Raw genomic sequence first — 18,607 nt, forward strand, 5'->3', positions numbered from 1 at the left:
GGCCGCAATGAAATCCGGAAACGGCCGGTGCCGCGAGGGGGCACCGGCCGCGCGTCCCGTGCGGGACGTCGGGGTGGGGCCGGCGACTGGACGCCGGCCCGCGCTTGGATCCGCTTACTCGGCCGCCTCGGGCGGGGCTTCGAGCTGGTCGTTGTCGGCCTTCTTCGAGTTGGTCAGCTCGACGTTGAGGCCGAGCGAGCGCATCTCCTTGACGAGCACGTTGAAGCTCTCGGGGATGCCCGCCTCGAAGGTGTCGTCGCCGCGCACGATCGCCTCGTAGACCTTGGTGCGGCCCGCCACGTCGTCCGACTTCACCGTCAGCATCTCCTGCAGGGTGTAGGCGGCGCCGTAGGCCTCGAGCGCCCAGACCTCCATCTCGCCGAAGCGCTGGCCGCCGAACTGCGCCTTGCCGCCCAGCGGCTGCTGGGTGACGAGGGAGTACGGACCGATCGAGCGGGCGTGGATCTTGTCGTCCACGAGGTGGTGCAGCTTCAGCATGTAGATGTAGCCGACCGTGACCTTGCGGTCGAAGGGCTCGCCGGTGCGCCCGTCGTAGAGCGTCGACTGACCCGACCGGTCGAGACCGGCCATCTCCAGCATCGCCTCGATGTCGGCTTCCTTGGCGCCGTTGAACACCGGCGTCGCCATCGGCACGCCGCGGCGCAGGTTGTTGCCGACCTCGGCCAGCTCGTGGTCCGACAGGCCCTCCAGCTCCGAGGGGCTGTAGATCGATTTCATCCGCTCGCGCAGGGGCGCCACGTCCTGCGTGCGCAGGTAGGCGTCCACCGCCTGGGCAACCTGCCGGCCGAGGCCCGCCGCCGCCCAGCCGAGATGGGTCTCGAGGATCTGCCCGACGTTCATCCGGCTCGGCACGCCGAGCGGATTGAGCACGATGTCGGCATGGGTGCCGTCCTCGAGGAACGGCATGTCCTCGATCGGCACGATCCGCGACACCACGCCCTTGTTGCCGTGGCGGCCCGCCATCTTGTCGCCGGGCTGGATCTTGCGCTTCACCGCCACGAAGACCTTGACCATCTTCATGACGCCGGGGGGCAGCTCGTCGCCGCGCTGCAGCTTCTCGACCTTGTCGAGGAAGCGCTGCTCGAGGCGCTTCTTCGACTCGTCGTACTGCTTCTGCATCGCTTCCATCTCGGTCATGAGACGGTCTTCGAGCACGGCGAACTGCCACCACTGCGAGCGCGGGTAGTCGGCCAGCCCCTCGCGGGTGAGGGTGGTGTCCTTCTTGAAGCCCTTCGGCCCGGCCACCGGCGCCTGCCCGACCAGCACGTCGGCGAGGCGGGCGTAGGTGTTGCGGTCGAGGATCGCCTGCTCGTCGTCGCGGTCCTTGGCGAGGCGCTCGATCTCCTCGCGCTCGATCGCCTGGGCGCGCTCGTCCTTGTCGACGCCGTGGCGGTTGAACACGCGCACTTCGACGATCGTGCCGGTCACGCCCGGGGGGACCCGGAGCGAGGTGTCGCGCACGTCGGACGCCTTCTCGCCGAAGATGGCGCGGAGCAGCTTCTCCTCCGGCGTCATCGGGCTCTCGCCCTTCGGCGTGATCTTGCCGACGAGGATGTCGCCGGCATGGACCTCGGCGCCGATATAGACGATGCCGGCCTCGTCGAGGTTCTTGAGCGCCTCTTCCGAGACGTTCGGGATGTCGCGGGTGATCTCCTCCGGCCCGAGCTTGGTGTCGCGGGCCATCACCTCGAATTCCTCGATGTGGATCGAGGTGAACACGTCATCCTTCACGATCCGCTCGGAGAGCAGGATCGAGTCCTCGAAGTTGTAGCCGTTCCACGGCATGAACGCGACGAGCACGTTGCGGCCGAGCGCCAACTCGCCGAACTCGGTCGAGGGACCGTCGGCGATGATGTCGCCCTTCTTGACCTGCTCGCCGACGCGGACCAGCGGCTTCTGCGTGATGCAGGTCGACTGGTTCGAGCGCTGGAACTTCTGCAGCCGGTAGATGTCGACGCCGGGCTTGGAGGCGTCGGCCTCGTCGGTGGCGCGGACGACGATGCGGGTGGCGTCGACCTGGTCGACGATGCCCGCCCGCCGGGCGCCGATCGCCGCGCCGGAATCGCGGGCGACCACCGCCTCCATGCCGGTGCCGACGAAGGGCGCGTCGGCGCGCACCAGCGGCACCGCCTGCCGCTGCATGTTCGAGCCCATCAGCGCGCGGTTGGCGTCGTCGTTCTCGAGGAACGGGATCAGGGCCGCGGCGACCGAGACGAGCTGCTTGGGGCTCACGTCCATGAGGTCGACGCGCTCGGGCCCGACCACGATGACCTCGCCGGCGCGACGGCAGACCACGAGGTCCTCCGTCAGCTTGCGGGTCTCGTCCATCGCCGCGTTGGCCTGGGCGACGTGGTACTTCGCCTCCTCCATCGCCGAGAGATACGCGACCTCGTCGGTGACGACGCCGTTGCGCACGCGCCGGAACGGCGTCTCGATGAAGCCGTACTTGTTCACGCGGGCGAAGGTCGCCAGCGAGTTGATGAGGCCGATGTTCGGGCCTTCCGGCGTCTCGATCGGGCAGATGCGGCCGTAATGGGTCGGGTGGACGTCGCGCACCTCGAAGCCGGCGCGCTCGCGGGTCAGACCGCCCGGGCCGAGCGCCGACAGGCGGCGCTTGTGCGTCACCTCGGAGAGCGGGTTGGTCTGGTCCATGAACTGCGACAGCTGCGACGAGCCGAAGAACTCGCGCACCGCCGCCGCCGCGGGCTTGGCGTTGATGAGGTCCTGCGGCATCACGGTGTCGATGTCGACCGACGACATCCGCTCCTTGATGGCGCGCTCCATGCGCAGGAGGCCCAGCCGGTACTGGTTCTCCATCAGCTCGCCGACCGAGCGCACCCGGCGGTTGCCGAGATGGTCGATGTCGTCGATCTCGCCCTTGCCGTCGCGCAGGTCCACCAGGGCCTTGACGACCGCCAGCATGTCCTCGCGCCGCAGCGTCCGCACGGTGTCGGCGGCGTCGAGGTCGAGCCGCATGTTCATCTTGACGCGCCCGACCGCCGAGAGGTCGTAGCGCTCCGAGTCGAAGAACAGCGAGTGGAACATCGCCTCGGCGGTCTCGAGCGTCGGCGGCTCGCCCGGGCGCATCACCCGGTAGATGTCGAACAGCGCGCCCTCGCGGGCCGAGTTCTTGTCGACCGCCAGCGTGTTGCGGATGTAGGGGCCGACGTTGACGTGGTCGATGTCGAGCACCGGAAGCTCGGCGGTGCCGACGTCCTCCAGCACCTTGAGCATCTTCTCGGAGATCTCGTCGCCGGCCTCGGCCCAGATCTCGCCGGTCTTGTAGTTGACGAGGTCCTCGGCGACGTACTGGCCGACGAGGTCCTCGTCGGTGGCGCGCAGGGCCTTGACGCCCTTCTCGGCGATCTGGCGGGCGGCGCGGGCGGTGAGCTTCTTGCCCGCCTCCAGCACCACCTCGCCGGAATCGGCGTCGATGAGGTCGGTCGAGGCCTTGAGACCCTTCATCCGCTCGGCGTCGAACGGCACGCGCCAGTCGTCCCCGTCACGGGTGTAGGTGACGTGGTTGTAGAAGGTCGACAGGATCTCCTCGCCGTCGAGCCCCAGCGCGAACAGCAGCGAGGTGACCGGGATCTTGCGCTTGCGGTCGATGCGGGCGTGGACGATGTCCTTGGCGTCGAACTCGACGTCGAGCCACGAGCCGCGATACGGGATGATGCGGGCGGCGAACAGCAACTTGCCCGAGGAGTGGGTCTTGCCTTTGTCGTGGTCGAAGAACACGCCCGGCGAGCGGTGCATCTGCGAGACGATGACGCGCTCGGTGCCGTTGACGATGAAGGTGCCGTTCTCCGTCATCAGGGGCATGTCGCCCATGTAGACGTCCTGCTCCTTGATGTCCTTGACCGACTTGGCGCCGGTATCGGGATCGACGTCGAACACGATCAGCCGCAGGGTCACCTTCAGCGGGGCCGCGAAGGTGATGCCGCGCTGGCGGCACTCGTCGACGTCGTACTTCGGCGCCTCGAAGGTGTAGCGCACGAATTCGAGCAGCGCGGTGGCGGCGAAGTCGGAGATCGGGAAGACGGACTTGAAGACGGATTGCAGGCCCTCGTCGGGACGACCGCCCTCGGGCTCGTCCACCATCAGGAACTGGTCGTAGGACGCCTTCTGGACCTCGATGAGGTTCGGCATCTCGGCGACTTCCCGGATCTTGCCGAAGAACTTGCGAATGCGCTTGCGACCGACCAGCGTGTTGGCCATAGGTGACCTCGCTCCTCATTCACCGCGTCTCGGGGTCCGGAGGGACGCAGGCCTTCCCGCATCGTGACCTCGCCAGGACCGGACCGCCGCAGGCCGGCGGTCCCCACCCGATTTCGAAACATATGGGGATCGCTGACCCGGATCCCGAGGGGGTCGCCGAAGCGACCTTAGCCCGCGGGCAGGAACCCGCGGGCCGTCGGTCCCGCCCATCGCCCGCGGCCCTCGCGGGCCCGGCCGGCGGGGAATGGCGGGCCTGAACGGCCCGCCATCGCCTTACTTGAGCTCGACCTTGGCGCCGGCCTTCTCGAGCTGGGCCTTGATCTTCTCGCCCTCGTCCTTGGCGACGCCTTCCTTGACGGCCTTGGGAGCCGCCTCGACCAGGTCCTTGGCCTCCTTGAGGCCCAGCCCGGTGATCGCGCGGACCTCCTTGATGACCTCGATCTTCTTGTCGCCGACGGCGGCCAGCATGACGGTGAACTCGGTCTGCTCCTCGACCGGGGCAGCGGCGGCGCCACCGGCCGGGCCGGCGGCGACGGCGACGGCGGCGGCCGCCGAGACGCCCCACTTCTCCTCGAGCATCTTCGCGAGCTCGGCGGCCTCGAGGACGGTCAGCGAGGAGAGGTCGTCGACGAGCTTGGCAAGATCAGCCATTTTTCACTTCCTGCAGGGATTGTCGGTTTGAACGATGGATGGGGAAACAGCCCTCAGGCCGCTTCGTCCTTCTTGGCATAGGCCCCGAACACGCGGGCGAGCTTCGCCGCCGGCGCGTTGACGACCTGGGCGACCTTGGTCGCGGGAGCCTGGACGAGGCCCACGATCTTGGCGCGCAGTTCGTCGAGGGACGGCAGCGTGGCGAGCGCCTTCACTCCGTCCGGGTTCAGGGCGGTCGTACCCATGGCGCCGCCGAGGATCACGAGCTTGTCGTTCCCCTTGGCGAAGTCCACCGCCACCTTCGCGGCCGCGACCGGATCGCTCGAATAGGCGAGCAGGGTCGGGCCCTTCAGGAGGGGCTTGATGGAGGCGACGTCCGTGCCATCGAGAGCGATGCTGGCGAGGCGGTTCTTCGCGACCTTCACGGTGGCGCCGGCCTGCTTCATCTGCGCGCGCAGCTTCTGCATGTCGGCAACCGTGAGGCCCTTGTAGTGGGCCACGACGACCACGGCGGTGTCGGAGAACACCCCGTTGAGCGTCGCGACGAGATCAGCTTTTGCTGCTCTGTCCACTTCGGCTCTCTCCGGTTGGCGGAACGGGGTTCCGCCGGTTGCACCTGCCGCTCAAGCTGAGCCGGGCCTTTTGAAGACCGCGACGTCCTGAGCGACGCTTCACGGCCCTGTCCCCGAAGCGCCGGCCGCGAGGCCCGCATCCCAGGTGAGATTGGTTCAAACCGACGCCCTCCCCTCCCGGCGAGCCGGGCGTCGAGGGCGGACGAACTCGGTCTTCCCCGTCTGTGCAGGCCCTCGCGGATTAAGCCGGATCGCCGGCGCCTGCAGTCTCGGACAGGACATGGCCGGACGGGGCTCGAAGAGGGTTGCCCCTCCGGGCCCGCCGGCCAATCGTCACCCGGTCGCCCGGGGACGTCTTTTCGGAACACGACCGGTCGGTCGCTCCCTTCCGATTGAGTGAAAACGTTGAGCGCGGTCTATAGCGGCGTGCAAGCGGCCTGCCAAGTGCCCGAAGCGCCCGCGATGCGGGATATTCGGTCGCAGGCCGCGGCCATCGCTCAGGCCGCCTCGCGCTCCGGCGCCAGCCGGCGGCGGGCGTTCTGCCACCACGACCGGTTGCGCTCGGCCTCCTTCTCGGCCGCCTTGGCGGCGTAGAACGAGGCGTTGTGCTCGCCGCGCAGGGCCTCGCGGGTGAAGCGGATGAGGTGGTGGGCGACGAAGCCCATGTTGAACACCGCCTCGATCTGCCCGCGCCGCAGGGCGTGGCCGGCGGCGCGCCAGAACGGCCCGCGGTAATCCGAGAACAGCCCGACACGGGTGACGATGTTGAAGCCGAGGATCAGCCCGCGGCGCAGGTTGGTCAGCGTCAGCTTGCCGGCGGTCGGCGTCGCGATCCGGTGCGGGTAGGTCACGTCGCACTGGTGCTTGAACCGCTCGAAGAGCTGCTCGGGCGCGTAGGCGTGGGCGATCGCCCGGCGCCAGCTTCCGACCACGGTGTCGTGCGGGCGCTTGAACAGCACGTTCGATTCGAGGCTGGCGTCGTGGAGGAGGCGTCCCTCGCGCTCCAGCCGGTCCCAGAGCGGGGTCTTGGGCAGCGCCTGGAGCAGGTTGATCGTCAGGACCGGAATCGCCGAGCGGTCGATGAAGTCGATGAGGTTCTGCTCGGACTTGTCGGTGTCCGAATCGAGGCCGAGGATGATGCCCGAGGTCACCTCCAGCCCGTAGGAATTGAGCGTCTGGATCGCCTCGTACATCGGCACGGCGGCGTTGTGGGTCTTGTCGATGCCCTTGAGCGCCTCGGCCTCCGGCGTCTCGATGCCGACGAACACGGTCATGAAGTTGGCCTGCCGCATCAGCTCGAGGATCTCGGGCTGCTTGGCCATGTTCAGCGTCGCCTCGCAGGCGAACTGGAGCGGGTAGTTGTTCCGCTTCTGCCACTCCACGAGGTGCGGCAGCATCTCGCGGGTCGCCTTGCGGTTGCCGATGAAGTTGTCGTCGACGAAGTACACCACCGCCGGGTGGCCGGGCTGGCTGACGATGGCGTCGAGCTCGGCGCACATCTGCTCCGGGCTCTTCAGCCGCGGCTGGCGGCCGTAGAGCTGCGGGATGTCGCAGAACTCGCAGCGATACGGGCAACCCGACGAGAATTGCAGCGAGCCGATGAGGTAGCGCTTGAGCGCGACCGCGTCGTAGGCCGGCGCCGGGAACTCGGACAAGGCGAGGCGGTCGCCGGTCTCGAACACCCCCTGGGCCGCCGGGCGCGACACGTCGCGGTCGAGATGCGCGACCAGCCGGTCGGTGGCGTCGCCGATCTCGCCGACGTGGAGGTAGTCGAAGTCGGGGTACTTCTCGGGCGCGCCCGAGACCGAGGGACCGCCGAGCACCGCGACCTTGCCGGCGGCGTGGGCGCGCCGGCCGATGTCGTGGATCTGGCCCTCCTGGATGTGCATGCCCGACACGAACACCGCGTCGGCCCAGGCGAAGTCGGCCTTCGAGGCCGGCCGGATGTTCTCGTCGACGAAGCGGCACTCCCACGCCTCCGGCATGTAGGCCGCGATGACGAGGAGCCCCTGGGGCGGCATGAACGCCTTGACCCCGCCCATCAGCGGGTAGGCGTGGGAGAAGGTGCCGAAGGACGGCGTGTAGGCGGGAAAGACGCACAGGATGCGTCGCCGGGACGAGACGGGAACGGAGCAGCGCATGGCGGCCTATCTAGCACGGCGCCGCCGAAAGGCTGCCCCTGACCGCGGAGGTTTCGCACAATCCCGGCCCCGAACCGCATCGGGCACGTCCGAGTTGCGCGCGGGGCGCCGGCCATGCGACGCTTTTTCCCCGTTCCGGCCGGGCGCCGGCCCGGGCCGCCGCCGTCACAGCCCAAGCCTCCCGGTCCCATGCGCCGTCCGCGTTGCGTCCCCGTCCCCAGCCGGCTCCCGAGGCCGGTCCTCGCCGCCGCCGTCGCGCTGCTGTTCGCGATCCCCGCCGCGGCCGATCCGGCACCGGTCCGCATCGCCACCGAGGGCGGGCACCCGCCGTTCAACTACGTCGAGGACGGCCGGCCGGCGGGGTTCGAGGTGGACCTCGCCGAAGCCCTGTGCCGGGCGGCGGGCCTGTCCTGCACGATCGTGCTGCACCAGTGGGACGGGATCGTCCGCGGGCTGGAGGCCGGGGAGTACGACGCCATCATGGCGTCGCTGGCGATCACGCCGAAGCGCGAGGCCCGGATCGCCTTCACCCGGCCCTACTACCGGATCCCGGTCGCGGCCCTGGTTCGCCGCGACGCGCCGGCGCCGGACCTCACCCCCGCCGGCCTCGCCGGACGCGGGGTCGGCGTCGCCGCCCGCTCGCCGGCGGAGACCTACCTCGAGCAGCGCGCGCCGAAGGCCGAGATCCGCCCCTTCGACAGCCTCGCCGACGCGATCCTCGACCTGCGCGCCAGCCGGGTCGACCTCGTCCTCGGCGACAAGCTGGAGCTGGCCCGCTTCGCCGCCCAGCCCGAGGGAAGCGCCTGCTGCCGGCTCGCCGGCGACCTGCCGCCGGGCGATCCGATCCTCGGCGCCGGCATCGGCGTCGGCCTGCGCAAGGACGACGGAGCCCTGCGCGCGGCCCTCGACCGGGCGCTGGCCGCCGTCCTGGCGGACGGCACCTACGACCGGATCCGGGCGAAGTACGTTCCGTTCGACACCCGGCCCGGCCCGACGCCCTGACCGCGGCCGGCTCAGGCCGCCGGCGACGGCCTCCGGTCGATCCGAGGTCCGAGCAGCGCCGGCTGGTGGGCGTCCTCCGCCCTCGGCCCGGCCGGACGGCCGCCGCCGGGCGACTGGCGGGCGCGGTCGGGTGCCGGCACGATGACGTAAGAGGTCACTCCGACCATCTCCAGGATGGTGAAGGTGAACGGCAGGAAGCCGAGCCAGACCACGTTGTAGAGCGGAACCGCCTCCATCAACCCCTGGAACAGGAAGAAGAACATCACGATCATCGCCCGGGTGCGCCGGTGCCGGATCGCGTGGATGAAGCTGACGCCGAGCGCCAGGACAAACAGACCGAGGCCGACGAAGCCGCGGCTGAACCAGATGTCGAGATAGAGGTTGTGGGCGTGCGCCGCCTCCGTGAAGAGGCCAGGCTGATACGGAAAGATCGAGATGGCCGCCGAGTGACCCCAGCCGAGGATGGGGCGCTCCCATGCGAGCGCGATCACCGCGGCCCAGATCCCGGCCCGCGACGTGCCGGTCGTCAATTCGCGCACGTCGCCCGAACGGGACAGCAGCGGCAGCAGTTCCGATCCGAACATCAGGGCCAGAGCCAGGATCGCGATCGTTCCGAACCAGATCGCCCCGAGGGTCGTCTCATTCTTGCGCAGGAAGATGTAGTGCGCGATCAAGCATATCCCGACCCCCGCGATCGACATCCGGTTGACGGTCATCAGCAGATCGACGATGAAGAACGCCAGGACGACCAATTTAACGTTGCGCGATGCGATCGTGATCTCGCGCCAGTACATGACCAGCAGGATGGCACCGATACCGGCCGCGTACCCCATCCCGTTCGCGGCCCCGGTGATTCCCGACAGGCGGTTGCTCGACAGGCGGACGTTGCCGATCCACGTGCCGAGGCGCCCGAAGGACGGGATCGCGAAGTAGACGATGAGCGAGGAGATCGCCACGATCGCCATCGCCACGAAGAAGGCGTCGAGGAAGAACCCGCGCCCGAAGCGCACCAGGATGGTCCCGACGTAGACGTAGAAGATCAGGAACGATATCGCGCCGACGAGGCCGTAGACCCAGTTGCTGGCGACCGAGATATGCACAACCGCGTAGAGGTGGAAGAGCAGCCACGGCAGCAGGCTGCGGCGCTGCAGCAGCCAGAGGGACTGTCCGCTGAACCCCACGATGTAGCCGGCGGCGACGATCCATGCGCCGATGCGCAGGAGCGTCTGGAAGTCGATCGACTTGTCGTCGTACTGGCGGGCCCGGAAAATCGCGATCAGCAGAAACATGATCACCACCGTGACCACGAGATGGATCAGCGGGTAGCGGGCTTCGGTGGTGCGGGTCATGACGGCCACGGAGTTTCATGTCGACGGATCGTGGGATCCCGGCCCCGGCGGTGCGGGCCACGTCGATGTGATCGAGGATCGTCACGTCGGGTTCGGGATGACAGAGTCACACGATCGGGTCAACAAAACCTGCCGCTGGCGCCCCGGCGGCTGCATCCAGGGACAGCCGCGCGGCGGACGGCGCCTCCGGCCAGCGGCTTCCCGTCGCCGGCCCGCAGAGATGCGGGCATGCCGCATGCATGCGGGCCGACAGACCCGGCGGATGGACACCGCGGACCGAACGACCCGAGAGAGCGACGCAGGCCGGTCTTCGCCCGGTGATACGGAATCGGACATTTCGTTCCGGATTCCGTATCACCGGCCCGCGCGGAGGAGCCGGAGGCTCCGCACGCATGAGCGATGCGGAAATCGCATGAGACCAAGCGCCATCGGGTGAAACCCGATGGCCCTGGCATGAGACCCGGAACGATTGACGGCCTCGCGCCCGCCCGTGCTAAAAAACCGCGATGGGGGACAACCGACTGATGCAATCCACACGGCTGAATCTTTCCGGGTCCGAAGCGGCCGCCAAGTCGCAGAGCGGCGGATCCGAACGCATCGTGGCCCTGGACTCGCTGAGAGGCGTCGCGTCCCTGCTGGTCCTGGCCAGCCACATCATCCTGATGCAGAACCTGGACGGCCGCTCCGGCGACATCATCCAGCACGCCGGACACCTGATGGGCAAGGTATCGGTGCTGGTATTCTTCGTCCTGAGCGGCTTCGTGCTGATGCGGACGTTCATCACCGGAAAGACGAACCAGTACATCCCCTATGCCATCAAACGCGTCATCCGGATCTGGCCGCCCTTTGCCGTATCGATCCTGATCTCCTGCCTGTTGTACGTCCTGGTTTCCCCGACCAACATTCCCGAGCTGAGCACCTGGTTCAATTGGAACTGGCGCTTTCCGCCGAGCTTCGACTCGATTGCGCGCCACCTCCTGATGACCGACATCACCGACTGGCAGACCTACAATGTCGTCATGTGGAGCCTCGTCTACGAGATGAGGATCTCCCTGATCTTCCCGTTGTTGGTCTATGCCATCAACCGGGATTGGCGGATCGCCTTCATCGGCTCGTTCGTCATCTCCGCGATCAGCATGGTCTTCTTCCGGCGGTTCGGCCTGACCTTCGACCCGTTCTCGGCCCTGCGTTACCTCTGGCTCTTCGCAGCCGGGGCGATCATGGCCTGCAACTACCAATTCCTGATCGCCTGGTTCAACCAGCAGCGGCTCGCCTACCGGCTGCTGGCATGGGCTGCGGTCCTAGCCCTGCTGGTCGTGTCGCTCGAGCGGATCGAGAACGCGACGACTCCCCTGGCGGCCCTGTTGATCGTCTTCCTCTGCTTCGCCGATCGGCCGGCCGATCGCTTCCTCTCGCGCTCGGTCCTGCGCTGGTTCGGCGAGATCTCGTACAGCCTCTATCTCCTGCACATCCCGATCCTGCTGGCGCTGACGCATCTGCTCTATCACAAGGTCTCGATGCCTGTTCTGACGGCACTGATCGTCGGCACGTCTCTCCTGGCATCGCACGTCATGTACCATGCCATCGAGCGGCCCTCGATCGCCCTCGGCCGCACCCTCGCGCGGCGCGCCACGTCAGGTCGGGAGGTGCGCTCGGCGCTGCCCCGCGCGTAGCCTCCCGGATCACGGCGGACGACGCGGCCGTCGGACGAGGGAGTCCGGCAGCCGTGCCGAAGCCCGCAGGGTGGAGCCGTAGGCTCCACGCACCTCAGCGGCGCCGGCATCCGCATCGCGTCAGCGGATGGCCCGGCGATCGTCACGGTCCCGCAGGGATCGCCGGGAGAGCGATCGGACACCGCATGACGCTGCGACCGGCGCGTTCACGCCGCCGGTCGGACGCGTCGCCGGGGTTCCCGGAAGGCTGACGCCGGGCGCGGTTTCGTGTAGGGCAGCCCTTCGCTCAGGACGAACACCGTGCTCCATGTCTCGACCCGCGGCGCCGCCGCGCCGCTCTCCTTCACCGACGCGCTGCTGGCCGGCCTCGCCCGCGACGGCGGCCTCTACCTGCCCGAGAGCTGGCCGACCCTGCCGCCCGAGACCATCGCCGGCCTCGCCGGGCGGCCCTACGCCGACGCGGCCAGGACGGTGCTGTCGCGCCTCGTCGACGGCGAGATCCCGCGCCCCGACCTCGACCGGATGATCGACGACTCCTACGCCGCCTTCCGCCACCCGGCGGTGTGCCCGCTGGTGCAGCTCGACGACAACCTGTTCCTGCTCGAACTCCACCACGGCCCGACGCTCGCCTTCAAGGACGTGGCGATGCAGCTCCTCGGCCGGCTGATGGACCATGCGCTGCGCGCCCGCGGCAGCCGCGCCACCATCGTCGGGGCGACCTCGGGCGACACCGGCAGCGCCGCCGTCGAGGCGTTCCGCGGCCTCGATCAGGTCGACGTGTTCATCCTCTACCCGCACGGGCGGGTCTCGGAGGTGCAGCGCCGGCAGATGACCTCGGTCGACGCCCCCAACGTCCACGCGCTCGCGATCGAGGGCACCTTCGACGACTGCCAGGCGATCGTGAAGGCGCTGTTCCAGCACCCGCGCTTCGCCGAGGACGTGCGCCTGTCGGGCGTCAACTCGATCAACTGGGCCCGGGTCGCCGCCCAGGTGGTGTACTACTTCACCAGTGCGGTGGCGCTCGGGGCGCCGCACCGGCCGGTCTCGTTCTCGGTCCCGACCGGCAATTTCGGCGACATCCTCGCCGGCTGGGTCGCCAAGCGGATGGGGCTGCCGGTCGGGCGGCTGATGATCGGCACCAACGCCAACGACATCCTGGCCCGCACGCTCGAGAGCGGCGCCTACGAGGTCCGCGGCGTCCAGCCGACGACCTCGCCGTCGATGGACATCCAGATCTCGTCGAACTTCGAGCGGCTGCTGTTCGAGGCGATGGACCGCGACGCCGAGGCGGTGGTGCGGCTGATGGCGGGCTTAAGGCAATCCGGCGCCTTCCGGCTCGACCCGGAGGTCCTCGGCCGGGTCCGGGCCGAGTTCGACGCCGCCGCGGTGCCCGAGCCCGAGGTCGTCGCCGAGATCCGCCGCGTCCACGAGACGACCGGGCAGGTGCTCGATCCCCACAGCGCCATCGGCGTCCACGCCGCCCGCCGCCTGCTCGCCGCCGATCCGGCGACCCCGGTGGTGGCGCTCGCCACGGCCCACGCCGCCAAGTTCCCCGACGCGGTCGAGGCCGCGACCGGCCTGCGCCCCGCCCTGCCGCCCCACCTCGCCGACCTGATGGACCGGCCCGAGCGTTTCTCGGTGGTGGCCAACGACGAGGCCGCGGTCGAGCGCTTCATCCGCGAGCGCGCCCGGATCCTGCGGAGCGCCGCATGAACCAGCATTTCGCCGCCTTCGGCGCCTCGCCGTCCCTGCGCCTCACCCGGCTCGCCAACGGGCTGACCGTCGCCACCGAGGCGATGCCCGGCGTCGCCACCGCCACCCTCGGGGTGTGGGTCGGCGCCGGCTCCCGCCACGAGCGGCCCGAGGAGCACGGGCTGAGCCACCTCATCGAGCACATGGCGTTCAAGGGGACCGAGCGCCGCTCGGCCCGCCGGATCGCCGAGGACATCGAGAATGTCGGCGGCGACATCAACGCCGCCACCAGCGCCGAGCAGACGAGCTACACCGCCCGGGTGCTCGGCGAGGACGCCGACACCGCCCTCGACGTGCTCGGCGACATCCTGACCCGCTCGGTGTTCGAGGCCGGCGAGCTCGCCCGCGAGAAGGGCGTGATCCTCCAGGAACACGCCGCCGTCGAGGACACCCCCGACGACGTCGTCTACGACGCCTTCACCGAGGCGGCGTTCCCCGACCAGCCGATCGGCCGCCCGATCCTCGGCCGGCCCGAGACGATCCAGAGCTTCGACCGCGCCGCGATCGAGGCCTACCTCGCCCGCGAATACACCCCCGACCGGATGGTGCTGGCCGCCGCCGGCGCCGTCGAGCACGAGGCGATCGTCGCCGCCGCCGAGCGGCATTTCGGCGGCCTGCCGGCAGCCACGGCGCCCGAGCCGGTGCCGGGCGTCTATCGCGGCGGCGAGCGCCGGATGGCGCGCAAGCTCGAACAGGCCAACCTCGTCCTCGGCCTGCCCGGCCTGTCGTTCCGCGACGACGACTATTACGCGCTGCACCTGTTCGCCCAGATCCTCGGCGGCGGCCTGACCTCGCGGCTGTGGCACGAGGTGCGCGAGACCCGCGGCCTCGCCTACGAGATCCACGCCTTCCACTGGCCGTTCTCCGATTGCGGCCTGTTCGGGATCGGGGCCGGCACCGCCGGCGCCGACCTGCCGGCGCTGGTCGACGTGACGCTCGCGTGCCTGCACCAGGCCACCGCGACCCTCGACGAGGCCGAGCTCGCCCGGGCGAAGGCGCAGCTCAAGGTCGCGCTGCTCTCGGCCCTGGAGACGCCCGGCGGGCGGATCGAGCGCACCGCGCGCCAGCTCCTCGCCTGGGGCCGGGTGATCCCGGCCGGGGAGGTCATCGCCAAGGTCGACGCCGTGACGGTGGAGGACGTGCGCGCCGCCGGGCGGGCGCTGCTGTCCGGCGCCCCGACGCTCGCGGCGATCGGCCCGATCCGCCGGCTCCAGAGCCTCGACGCGGTGGCGCGCGGGCTGACCTCCGCGGCCTGAGCGGATCCGCGGCAGCGCACGCCCCGTCCGCGCGGCCAGGCTTCGCTGCGCCCGATCCGGGACCTGCTCACGCGGTCTCCCCGACAGAGGCCCGGCGCTGGCGGTCGAGTTCCTCGCTGTAGCGCCGCAGGGTGTGCTTCTCGCTGAGCAGCCCGATCACCCGCGCGCTCTGGCGGCTCTCGACCACCGCCAGGGCCTCGCTCTCGGTGCGGTCGAACTGCGCCACCGCCTCCTTGGCGTTCATCTGCGGCAGCAGCACGTCGCCGCCGTGGCGCAGGACGTCGGCGACGCGGGCGGAGCCGGCCTCGCCGTCGAGGGTCTCGGCGTGGGCCTCGGGCACCAGCACGATCCCGGCGTAGCGGCCGGCCTCGTCGAGGGCGACGACCTGGGTGGCGGCGCCGAGGGGGAAGGCGCGGCGGAAGGCGGCGAGCGTCGCGTCGGCGCGCACCGTGCGCACGTCGCGGCGCATGAGCTGGCCGACCGTCAGGGTGCGGATCCAGCCGACGTCGTGGGCGCTGCGGATGCTCTCGCCGCGCAGGTGGAAGCGCCAGGTCGCGAACGAGTAGCCGAAGGTCTTGCGCACGGTCAGCGACGAGGCGATCACCGCGACGAGAACGAGGCCGGTGATCGGGAAGTCGCCGGTCACCTCCAGCGCCAGGAAGGTCATCGTCATCGGCCCGCCGATCACCGCGACGGCGAGCGCGCTCATCCCGACGATCGCGTAGGTGACGGGCGGCAGCATCGTGGCGAGGAGGGGCGCGCCGAGGATCGCGAAGATCTTGCCGGCCAGCGCGCCGAGGAACAGCGAGGCGAAGAACAGCCCGCCGCGAAAGCCGCTGCCGATCGAGATCGCCGAGGCCAGGGCCTTGGCGAGGAACAGCAGCGCGAGGGCGACGGCGCCGGCGTCGGCCTCCTCGCCGAGGTTGAGGTGCAGGGCGCCGTGGCCGGCGGAGAGCACCTGCGGCGTCGCGACGAGCGCCAGCGCCCCGACGAGCAGCCCGCCGACCGCCGGCCGGGCGAGGCCCGGGACCCGGGTCCGGCGCGCCGCCGCCTCGACCAGGGTGACGCCCTGCATGATGAGGATGCCGAGCCCGGCGCAGAGCAGCCCGAGGGCGAGCGTCGGCAGGTAGTCGGCGGGGCCGACCGCCGGGGTGGCGGCGAGCGTGACGACCGCCTCGGGCCCCAGCACCGCCCGGGCCATGAATGTGCCGGCGAGCGCCGCGGTGACCACCGGCGTCAGCGACGCGATGGCGTAGGTGCCGATGATGAGCTCGAAGGCGTAGAACGCCCCGGTGAGCGGGGCGTTGAAGGCCGCGGCGATCGCCGCCGCGGCGCCGCACCCGACCAGCACCCGCAGGTCGGAGCGCCGCAGCCCGAAGCTCTGGCCGAGGCGCGAGGCGAGGCCGGCGGCGATCTGGGTGTAGCCGGCCTCCAGCCCGACGGAGGCGCCGCAGCCGTTGGAGAGGACGCTCTGCACCGCGACCAGGACCGAGTCGCGCAGGCTGACCCGACCGCCATGCAGGGCGTTGGCCTCGATCGGGTCGATCACCGGCCGCTCGGGGCTGCGCCGGACCTTGTTGCCGAGCCAGATCGCCAGCCCGAGCAGCGCCCCGCCGAGGGCCGGGATCGTGAGGGCGGCCCAGGCCGCCAGGACCGGCGCGGCGCTCAGGCGCGTGTCGAGGTCGAGCCCGTACAGCGCCCGGTGCGCCTCCTGCGCCGCCCAGGCCATGGCGCTGACGACGAAGCCCGAGACGCAGCCGACGGCGGCCGCGAGGGCGACGAGGCCGAGTTCGCTGCCGCGCACGAGCGCGCGCAGATGCCCGGGGGCTCGCACGACCGCGCTGTCCGCGAGACGGCGGCGGGCTCGGTCGGTCTGCGTCACCATCGGATCCGGGCGGCGGGGTCGGGAGGTCCCGAGGGTGTAGGGCGCCGCGGCGGCTCCGTCGACGGATTTCGCGGGTCCCACGAGGGCCGGACGACCGTCGCGGCGCAGATTTCCCCGCTCCGCGCGCAACGGGCGCTTGTCAGCGCCGCGCGGGCAGACTACATCCCGCCTCGTCGCCGGCCGCCATAGCTCAGTTGGTTAGAGCGCTAGATTGTGGATCTAGAGGTCCCCCGTTCGAGCCGGGGTGGCGGTACCATCGACTCCCAGACGCAGCGATGATCCGGAACGTGCCGCGGCGGCACCGCCTCCGGTCGCGCATACTTCCTCCCGCCGTAGCCCGAGGCCTCACGCGACGACCACGATCCGCGGGTGCAGGTCGCGCTGCCGCGCCAGGGCGAGCCGGGCGGCGTCGGGCAGGAGGCCCACCGTCGCGCGCAGCGGCAGTCCCGACCGGTCGATGTGCCACTCGGCGCCGGCCGGCGTCAGCCGGACCGAGGGCGGGTGGACCGCCAGCCCCTCCCCGCTCGCCTTCAGGCACGCCTCCTTGAGCGTCCACAGGTCGAGGGCGTGACCCGGCCGCCGCGCCGCCGGCAGGGCGCGGAACGCCGCGAGTTCGTCCGGATGCAGGACGTGCGGGGCGAGGGCGTCCCAGTCGACCGGCCGCGCCGCGCCCTCGACGTCGATGCCGACCCGGCCGCCGCGGGCCAGCGCGACCGCGACCCAGCCGGCGCCGTGGCTGAGATTGAAGTCGAGGTCGAGGTCGACCGCCTCCCTTAGGAACGGCCGGCCGCGCCCGTCGCGGGCGAGGACGAGATCGGCCGGCGCGCGCCCGAGCAGCGGCGCCGCGAGGTGGCGCAGCAGCCCGTGCGCCGCCTCGCGCTCCAGCCGGTCCTGCGGCTGCCGGTAGCGGGCGATGCGGGCACACTCGTCGGGCGGCAGCGCGAGCCGGCGGGGCGGCAGCACCTCGCCGACCCGGCCCGCCGGGATCGCCACCGCGACCGCCTCGCCCGGCGCCAGCCGGGCCGCGGCCGCCGCCGCCTCGTCGATCGTCCCGTCCTCCATCGCCCCTCCGGCCGCGCCGCAAGGCCAGTACGGCAGGGGGGCGTTCCGGTCGAGGGTCAGGCGCGCAGCGCCCGGGGCGCCTCGCCGCTCTCCTCGTCCTCGCCCGGGCTGCGACCGGCGAGGTGGAGCGCGAGGTGCCGTCCGGCGAAGTCGATGAAGCTGCGGGTCTTGGCCGGGAGCAGGCGCGAGGTCGTCACGATGGAGACCGGGGTCGGGGACGGGCTCCACTCCGGCAGCACCCGCCGCAACGCGCCCGCCTCGACCGCTGCCTGCGCCTCCGCCTCCTGGAGCAGGGCGATGCCGTGGCCGGCCGCCGCGAAGCGCCGGGCGAGGGCGACGCTGTTGCAGGACACGATGCCGGCCGCCGGGACCACCGCGGCGGCGCCGTCGCGGGTCAGGCGCCAGACGCTCGACGTCGAGGGCAGTCCGAGCAGGATCGCGGAGTGAGCGGCGAGGTCCCGGGGCTCGGCCGGAATGCCGGCGCGATCGAGATAGTCCGGCGCCGCAAACAGGCCGTTGTCGATCTGCGCGACCCGGCGGGTGATCAGGGACGTCTCGCGCGGCTCCTCGACCGCGATCGCGAGATCGTAACCCTCCTGCGCCAGATCGACCATCGTCGGCCGCAGGTCGACGTGGACCCGCACGTGCTCGTGGCGCCGGCAATAGGCCGACACGACCGACGAGACGTGGTCGAGCACCCAAGGGTCGGACGGGGCCGCGAGCTTCAGCAGCCCGCTCGGGCCGCGCGCCTGCGCGATCAGGTCGTCGAAGGTCCGCTCGGCCTCCTCCACCAGCCGCGTCGCCTGCTCGTAATAGGCCTCGCCGTAGGAGGTGAGCACCAGCTTGCGGGTGGTCCGGTCGAGCAGACGCAGCCCGATCGCGGCCTCGAACTGCGTGATCCTCCGCGACAGCGAGGAGATCGGCACGTCGAGAGCCGCCGCGGCCTGGCTGAAGCTCTTCCGCTTCGCCACCTCGACGAACAGCGCCATGTCGCGCAGCACTTGCGGGTGAGCCAAGCGAGACCT

The 18,607-nt window shown here is 70.7% G+C and carries 12 protein-coding genes and 1 tRNA gene; 5 read left to right on the forward strand and 8 right to left on the reverse strand.

The window, feature by feature from the left end:
- Window positions 1-114: 114 nt before the first annotated feature.
- The 4 genes from rpoB to EOE48_RS06685 form a co-directional block, all read right to left on the reverse strand.
- On the reverse strand, window positions 115-4,239 hold the full coding sequence (gene rpoB / locus EOE48_RS06670) for a DNA-directed RNA polymerase subunit beta (protein ID WP_127728001.1): 4,125 nt from the start codon (window positions 4,237-4,239) through the stop codon (window positions 115-117).
- Window positions 4,240-4,512: 273 nt separating this feature from the next.
- Complete coding sequence (gene rplL / locus EOE48_RS06675; protein ID WP_127728002.1) at window positions 4,513-4,890, reverse strand: 50S ribosomal protein L7/L12; 378 nt, start codon at window positions 4,888-4,890, stop codon at window positions 4,513-4,515.
- Between the two features lie 53 nt (window positions 4,891-4,943).
- On the reverse strand, window positions 4,944-5,462 hold the full coding sequence (gene rplJ / locus EOE48_RS06680; protein ID WP_127728003.1) for a 50S ribosomal protein L10: 519 nt from the start codon (window positions 5,460-5,462) through the stop codon (window positions 4,944-4,946).
- Between the two features lie 497 nt (window positions 5,463-5,959).
- Window positions 5,960-7,603: a B12-binding domain-containing radical SAM protein gene (locus EOE48_RS06685; RefSeq protein WP_127728004.1), complete on the reverse strand. Its 1,644-nt coding sequence runs from the start codon at window positions 7,601-7,603 to the stop codon at window positions 5,960-5,962.
- A gap of 189 nt (window positions 7,604-7,792) precedes the next feature.
- Between EOE48_RS06685 and EOE48_RS06690 the strand changes: the two genes are divergently transcribed.
- Window positions 7,793-8,605: a transporter substrate-binding domain-containing protein gene (locus EOE48_RS06690; protein WP_127728005.1), complete on the forward strand. Its 813-nt coding sequence runs from the start codon at window positions 7,793-7,795 to the stop codon at window positions 8,603-8,605.
- Between the two features lie 11 nt (window positions 8,606-8,616).
- Here EOE48_RS06690 and EOE48_RS06695 read toward each other — a convergent pair whose 3' ends face one another.
- Window positions 8,617-9,954 carry an O-antigen ligase family protein gene (locus EOE48_RS06695; protein ID WP_127728006.1) on the reverse strand — a complete coding sequence of 446 codons (1,338 nt, stop codon included), beginning with the start codon at window positions 9,952-9,954 and terminating at the stop codon, window positions 8,617-8,619.
- A gap of 524 nt (window positions 9,955-10,478) precedes the next feature.
- Between EOE48_RS06695 and EOE48_RS06700 the strand changes: the two genes are divergently transcribed.
- From EOE48_RS06700 to EOE48_RS06710, 3 genes are all read left to right on the forward strand, one after another.
- Window positions 10,479-11,627, forward strand: a complete 1,149-nt coding sequence (locus EOE48_RS06700) for an acyltransferase family protein (protein WP_187371326.1) — start codon at window positions 10,479-10,481, stop codon at window positions 11,625-11,627.
- 300 nt (window positions 11,628-11,927) lie between these two features.
- A complete protein-coding gene (thrC, locus tag EOE48_RS06705) occupies window positions 11,928-13,340 on the forward strand; it encodes a threonine synthase (protein ID WP_127728008.1) in 1,413 nt (470 codons plus the stop codon).
- Entirely contained in the window at window positions 13,337-14,635 is a 1,299-nt protein-coding gene (locus tag EOE48_RS06710; protein ID WP_127728009.1) for a M16 family metallopeptidase, read from the forward strand. Before thrC ends, EOE48_RS06710 begins: the two co-directional genes overlap by 4 nt.
- Window positions 14,636-14,702: 67 nt before the next feature.
- Here EOE48_RS06710 and EOE48_RS06715 read toward each other — a convergent pair whose 3' ends face one another.
- On the reverse strand, window positions 14,703-16,520 hold the full coding sequence (locus tag EOE48_RS06715) for a chloride channel protein (RefSeq protein WP_127728010.1): 1,818 nt from the start codon (window positions 16,518-16,520) through the stop codon (window positions 14,703-14,705).
- Window positions 16,521-16,699: 179 nt separating this feature from the next.
- Between EOE48_RS06715 and EOE48_RS06720 the strand changes: the two genes are divergently transcribed.
- Window positions 16,700-16,776 (forward strand) — tRNA-His (locus tag EOE48_RS06720).
- Between the two features lie 89 nt (window positions 16,777-16,865).
- Here EOE48_RS06720 and EOE48_RS06725 read toward each other — a convergent pair.
- Window positions 16,866-17,582, reverse strand: a complete 717-nt coding sequence (locus EOE48_RS06725; RefSeq protein WP_127728011.1) for a 4'-phosphopantetheinyl transferase family protein — start codon at window positions 17,580-17,582, stop codon at window positions 16,866-16,868.
- Window positions 17,583-17,638: 56 nt separating this feature from the next.
- Window positions 17,639-18,598: a LysR family transcriptional regulator gene (locus EOE48_RS06730; RefSeq protein ID WP_127728012.1), complete on the reverse strand. Its 960-nt coding sequence runs from the start codon at window positions 18,596-18,598 to the stop codon at window positions 17,639-17,641.
- Window positions 18,599-18,607 lie beyond the last annotated feature (9 nt).

The organism is Methylobacterium oryzihabitans, from assembly GCF_004004555.2.
In the GTDB taxonomy this organism is placed as follows: domain Bacteria; phylum Pseudomonadota; class Alphaproteobacteria; order Rhizobiales; family Beijerinckiaceae; genus Methylobacterium; species Methylobacterium oryzihabitans.

Bases quoted from the DNA above. Each gene is read 5' to 3' on its own strand.
- rplL (WP_127728002.1), bottom strand. From the start codon at position 4,890: ATGGCTGATCTTGCCAAGCTCGTCGACGACCTCTCCTCGCTGACCGTC.
- rpoB (WP_127728001.1), bottom strand. From the start codon at position 4,239: ATGGCCAACACGCTGGTCGGTCGCAAGCGCATTCGCAAGTTCTTCGGC.
- EOE48_RS06690 (WP_127728005.1), top strand. From the start codon at position 7,793: ATGCGCCGTCCGCGTTGCGTCCCCGTCCCCAGCCGGCTCCCGAGGCCG.
- EOE48_RS06700 (WP_187371326.1), top strand. From the start codon at position 10,479: ATGCAATCCACACGGCTGAATCTTTCCGGGTCCGAAGCGGCCGCCAAG.
- EOE48_RS06725 (WP_127728011.1), bottom strand. From the start codon at position 17,582: ATGGAGGACGGGACGATCGACGAGGCGGCGGCGGCCGCGGCCCGGCTG.
- EOE48_RS06695 (WP_127728006.1), bottom strand. From the start codon at position 9,954: ATGACCCGCACCACCGAAGCCCGCTACCCGCTGATCCATCTCGTGGTC.
- EOE48_RS06710 (WP_127728009.1), top strand. From the start codon at position 13,337: ATGAACCAGCATTTCGCCGCCTTCGGCGCCTCGCCGTCCCTGCGCCTC.
- EOE48_RS06685 (WP_127728004.1), bottom strand. From the start codon at position 7,603: ATGCGCTGCTCCGTTCCCGTCTCGTCCCGGCGACGCATCCTGTGCGTC.
- EOE48_RS06715 (WP_127728010.1), bottom strand. From the start codon at position 16,520: ATGGTGACGCAGACCGACCGAGCCCGCCGCCGTCTCGCGGACAGCGCG.